The following is a 4,991-nucleotide window of genomic DNA, read 5'->3' on the forward strand; positions in this document are numbered from 1 at the left end:
ACCACAGGAACGGGCGCGGGATCTCCCGCGTCCCCGGTGATCGCACCCGAATACGAAGTGGTGACGGTAGCGGTATCAGCAGGGGCTTTCAGAGACTCTGCTGAATGCACGCCTGGATCAATTGTGGTCGGGCATCATCCGGTCGGGGACGTCGATAAAGAGATCGAGTCGATCAGGATCTCTGCTGACACCCTGAAGGTGAAACTCACCGGCAAGGGCAAGCAGATAAACACGTTTAACGTGATCCTGTTGAAACCGGTACCAGAGCATGAGCTCGAAGTCGCAACGGAAGAGACAGTGACCGTCGCGACGGGAGAGGCAACGAACGCTACACAGGGGACCGAGTAAATGGGCAACATATACGACCTGAAGACGGTACAGAAGACTCTCACTGGAGCCGACGCAGGTACTGACCTCGGCATTGGAGCGGTACCGGATGGCAAGACGAGACACGTCGTGTGGATGAAGCTCTACGCGCCGAGTGCGAATATGGTGTCGATTGGTCCATCTGATGGAGCTGCTGCAGCGTTGACGTCCATCAAGGACAAACAGGGTCTCGGTGCAGGAGATACCATCGCATACCCGGATTCAATCAATATGGACACGTGCCTCTTCTCCATACAGGAAAAAAGTTTCCTCGGCGTGGTTACGACAGCGGGTGTAACTGATACAGAGCTAACTCTCGTGTACTTCGATGCGTGAGGCGATGTGAGGTGATAACAACACACTCATCCCCTTCCGCTGTCACATCTGCGCGGGGGGTTTACGACTTCGACATACACGGTGGAACACAGGGCGACATCGGGCTCGGTGTAAACCTGCCGACCAATGCGATCATCACTCGCTCATGGTACAGGGTACTCACGGCACCCACTGCTGAGGGGAGCGACACGCCGACAATCGCGCTGGGCATACCGACGGATGATGTAGCCGGTATACTCGCACCCATCGAGTACAACAACGCAGCGTTCGACGTGGATGAACACGACGCTATTCAGGATGGTTCGGCTACAAACTTCTCCGAGAAGACCACGGCAAACAGGGAACTTACGCTCACGATAGCTGATGCAGACCTGACAGCTGGAAAAATCGAGCTGTTCGTAGATTACGTCGTCAGCGAATGATGAGCGACAGTGAATAGCGGGCTGGCGCCTGCTATCCTTATTTCTTTTTTAATCTTATATAACGACTTTTTCTCCGGAGCGAGGTTTACATTACCCCTGCGCCCTCGATACTGTCAATGCAATCCAAAAATAGTCGCCCCAATGTCCCCGAAAGCACAAATCGCCTCACGATTCGATGAGAACCTACGCGCATAGTAGTCGCCGTGGAGAAGAGCGTTTCCAGCCCGTTCATACATCTCTTCATACCCAAGCGATTTGTCGCGCATTGCCGTCATGGCGTTTGCGACCGTGGCGCCCTCTATCATCCGTAGCGGGAACGTATTCCAGACATCAATGATGTCGGCTCGGTAATTGTGCTCTTTCAGCGGAAATGCCACATACACGGGTTTTCTGAACCCGACATAACACTGCGCGCCAGCGGCTTCAGCGGATCTACCGAGACGTTTCGCTGTCCAGCAGGATACCGCATAAGTCACGGAGTCGCGTAAGACGTCGGTGTTTTCTGTATCGATAAAGCCTTCTGCGTCTTTGGTACACAGTGGCGGGATTCGTCCGCAAAGCTTTGATGGATAGCCGTGCCCGTAGTATACGAATAAAGCATCGCCGTTTTCTACGAGCTTCTTTATGACAGGCGCATTCTCACGCGTGGATTTTTCGTTTGGCAGCCATCGAACGTCAACGTCGGGATAGTTCGCCTTGATCGTCCAGTACAGTCTCTGTCCAGCTTCCCCGCTGATCCTCGATGGTTTGTTGCTCACCGGAGCTGATATGATGACGGTTGGCACAAAAACACCTCATAAAGTAGCTCGCGTGAGTTGCAGGTCTTTTCTGACCGGTCTACCCGTCGCATGGTCGATCATACGACTGTCTTGAGTGATCATCACATCCCTGATGACATACAGGAATTCACGCGGGCGTACTTCAAAACGGTGTCTCCCTGGAGCAGCGATAAAAGAGTATCCCCCGTTATTGTCCGTAACAGCCACAACACGACCGTCCAGATACACCGGCGTCTCCTCAATACCATCACCCGTATCTGTGTCGAAAATCTGTCCGGTAATATGCATCATCTTTAAGCACCGAAGAGTTTTTGTAGTCTGCGGCATAAAAGGCTTTTGATACTGACTGATAGAGAAAGGGTGGTCGTCACATGCTTATAAATTATCCCGACACGGACCGTAAAACACTCCCAATAGGTGCAAACCACATCGATGTGAATACAGGGCAGGTTTTTCTTGCGGATGGCACGGAAGAGCGGATGTATAGTCCTGAATCGATGCCGATAGCGAAGAGCATGTTATTGTATACGGACTGCTCGATAAAACTGGAGCTGTTTCGTGAGGGGACGGTGGTACATACATCCACACGGTTCCCGACATGGAGTCGATTTAATGCGATATTTGATTGGGTTACGATCACCACAACCAAAAACACGTCGTTCTACACACAACTGTCAGATAATGCAAACGGCGTGCCGACAATATCACAGGCATCGTATTACGAAGGAAACCCCTTCGTCAGTTCCACGAACGTAGCGGTCGCAGGGACACCAAACATAGAAGAGGTGTACGCGGGGCTTGGTAGAAATGGTAGAAGAGGGACACTGAGGCACAACGGCACAACAGGCATTTTGTATGTAGAAACGTCGCATGATGGTATAACCTATGCAGATGCTGTCCCGTTCGGTCCAGGCGACGTGTTGGAGTTCGATGGTGACGATATATACTCGATGAGGATAGATACCGATACCGATGGCACTCCGTACGTGTTGATAATGACTCCGGAGGTGTAAGGAATTGAGATTAATCAGCAACCTGATGCGACTCATCGGCAACACATCCGGTGATGGCAGTGGTACCGATTACCGCGTTCTTGTAAACGCGCTTGGAGAGTTACTGACTTCTTCCAGGGCGGGGCGCGCGACGCTCCTTGACGCTGGGGAGATCCTAAGCGGTGGATATACCACAGCAGCGCATATAACTTCTGTTGGGCACAGTATGTTCATCCAGATTAAGTCGAGTGACGTCGGTGAGTTCACCGTAATGTCATCTCCGGATAACGTGACATACTACGAGGATGAGACGATCGCTGTGAACGAGGCAAACGTCGGGGTTGGTGTAGCAATCCACCCAACGCATGAATACATCGCCGTGCGCAACGACTCTCCGGACACTCTTGATCCGGTAACGATACTTCTGGGGGTATTGTGATTATGCTTCTGCGATTGTTTTTGTTGGTACTGTTAACATCTTTTGTTGGGACCGCAAGCGCTGCCCATTTTTGGCAAGTGGACGATAGTGGTGGGTACGACTTCACGACGATCCAGGCAGCGGTAAATGCTGCAAGTAGTGGAGATTCGATACAAGTGTGGCATGGCACTTATAGTGAGTTCGTAACGATTTCCAAACCACATCTTACGATATGGGGGGTGCAGAGGGACCAAGTCATCGTGAACGGGGTACAGGGATATTCGGACAAAGAGATTATCAGCGTGACCGCAGATTGGGTAAATATCAGCCACATGAGTGTGCGAAGCAGCGAATACGGTCCGACGATGGAATTAAACGCCGCGAACCATTGTGACATACACGACATGCGTTTTTCAACGAGCCGTTACGGAATCGAACTGAATTCGGCAGACAACAACATTATTAGGAATTGTGCATGGACTGGAAGCAGTGGCTGGTATGGTGTATACGTGCACTCTGGATCGTCAGGCAACACGATAAAATTCAATACGATGAATAGTTGTATCAAGCACGGTATTTACGTCGCGTCATCAAACGACAACATAATTTACGACAATACCTGCAATAGCAATAGTGATCATGGGATATATTTAGAACACGCAGACAACACAACAGTCGAAGACAACGATGCCAAATGGAACAGCGATCAGGGGATATATCTCGTCGCTTCAGATGAATGCACAATCGACCACAACATCTTACGAGGTAATTATATTGGCTGCTATATATACGATGCAAAAAAAAACACATTTCCGGATAATTGGGTGTATGAAAACACGAATACCGGCGTATATGTAAATAATGACGTGCGTGACAGCATCTTCACAAACAACAGGATATACTCAAATGGTGGATATGGCATATACATCGAGATGTGGTGTGACAATAATACATTCACATCTGGTTACGTGAAGGAGAATGATTTTGGTGGTATCAAGTGTGGTTACGATAACGATCTCACCACGTTCACCGATATTGCTGTGCATGATAACCACGGCATCGGGATCGATGTTAATTGGCGTTCAAATGATACCACGATCACCGATGCAGAAGTGTACAATAATGATGGGGATGGGATCAACGTAGGGCGCTACCTCACCAACACCCAGTTTAAAAACATCACCGCATACAATAATGGGGGGGATGGGATAAAAATTTACGATTATGCGGTCAGCAACACATTCACCAACATCACCTCATACGATAACACCGGCAACGGGATCAGGGTCCACAACAACTCCAACAGCAACACCTTCACCGATCTTATGGTGTATGATAACGGAGGGGATGGCGTCCAATTAGACCACGAACTCACCTCGACGCAGCTTGAGAACGTCACAGCCCACAACAACACGGGATGTGGCATCAAGGTGTATGACTCTGCAGACAGCAACACATTCGATAACCTCACATCATACGAGAACGGCGATGACGGGGTTAAGATATACGATTACGCGAGCAACAATGCATTCACTGACCTCGGTCTGCATGGGAACGAGGGAGACGGCATTGAAGTCCATGATCATTCAAACAGCAACACCTTCACCAATGTTGATTTATACGACAACCTCGGCAGCGGGGTTGTGCTGAACTACTACCTCACCTCGACGCAGCTTGA

The 4,991-nt window shown here is 49.9% G+C and carries 8 protein-coding genes; 6 read left to right on the plus strand and 2 right to left on the minus strand.

Features of this window, described 5'->3' with window-relative positions:
- The 3 genes from J7K40_05970 to J7K40_05980 all read left to right on the plus strand — a co-directional run.
- On the plus strand, positions 1–348 hold a 348-nt coding region (locus J7K40_05970; GenBank protein MCD6161943.1), incomplete at its 5' end, for a hypothetical protein.
- The gene (locus J7K40_05975; GenBank protein ID MCD6161944.1) at positions 349–702 is read left to right on the plus strand and encodes a hypothetical protein; all 354 of its coding nucleotides are present in this window, start codon (positions 349–351) and stop codon (positions 700–702) included.
- Positions 703–713: 11 nt separating this feature from the next.
- Positions 714–1,124: a hypothetical protein gene (locus tag J7K40_05980; protein MCD6161945.1), complete on the plus strand. Its 411-nt coding sequence runs from the start codon at positions 714–716 to the stop codon at positions 1,122–1,124.
- A 113-nt stretch (positions 1,125–1,237) separates the two neighbouring features.
- On the opposite strand, the gene J7K40_05985 is transcribed toward J7K40_05980, so the two are convergent.
- Both J7K40_05985 and J7K40_05990 read right to left on the minus strand, forming a co-directional pair.
- Positions 1,238–1,909: a hypothetical protein gene (locus J7K40_05985; protein ID MCD6161946.1), complete on the minus strand. Its 672-nt coding sequence runs from the start codon at positions 1,907–1,909 to the stop codon at positions 1,238–1,240.
- A gap of 9 nt (positions 1,910–1,918) precedes the next feature.
- Positions 1,919–2,194, minus strand: coding sequence for a hypothetical protein (locus J7K40_05990; protein MCD6161947.1), 276 nt, complete (start codon positions 2,192–2,194; stop codon positions 1,919–1,921).
- A gap of 80 nt (positions 2,195–2,274) precedes the next feature.
- Between J7K40_05990 and J7K40_05995 the strand changes: the two genes are divergently transcribed.
- The 3 genes from J7K40_05995 to J7K40_06005 form a co-directional block, all read left to right on the plus strand.
- Positions 2,275–2,916, plus strand: a complete 642-nt coding sequence (locus J7K40_05995) for a hypothetical protein (GenBank protein MCD6161948.1) — start codon at positions 2,275–2,277, stop codon at positions 2,914–2,916.
- A 4-nt stretch (positions 2,917–2,920) separates the two neighbouring features.
- A complete protein-coding gene (locus tag J7K40_06000; GenBank protein MCD6161949.1) occupies positions 2,921–3,334 on the plus strand; it encodes a hypothetical protein in 414 nt (137 codons plus the stop codon).
- Positions 3,335–3,411: 77 nt separating this feature from the next.
- The coding region (locus J7K40_06005; protein MCD6161950.1) for a right-handed parallel beta-helix repeat-containing protein at positions 3,412–4,991 on the plus strand (1,580 nt) is incomplete at its 3' end.

This window comes from Candidatus Zixiibacteriota bacterium (assembly GCA_021159005.1).
Lineage (GTDB): Bacteria > Zixibacteria > MSB-5A5 > UBA10806 > 4484-95 > JAGGSN01.